At 36.8% G+C, this 228-nt stretch carries 1 protein-coding gene; it reads left to right on the top strand.

The annotated features are described in order from the left end of the window. The coding region (locus ACVCZW_RS02850; protein WP_452231602.1) for a hypothetical protein at positions 1-228 on the top strand (228 nt) is incomplete at both ends.

Raw genomic sequence — 228 nt, 5'->3', positions numbered from 1 at the left:
AACTATTCAAGTAACATATACGGCTACTGATGATTGTTTAAATACTTCTTCGGTTACTGCTACACTTACTCTTAACGATTCTATTGGTCCTGACCTTACAGCTTGTACTGTTGCAGATGAAACGATTGAATGTGATGGAACAAATAATGAAACGATTGCTAACGATTGGAATGCTGCTAATATTTTAGCACTTCAATCTTGCGGTACAGATGCTTGTGATACAGATGC

The organism is Lacinutrix sp. MEBiC02595 (assembly GCF_053601555.1).
Note: the sequence above shows the minus strand (reverse complement) of the source record. Positions and strands in the feature narration are given on the sequence as shown.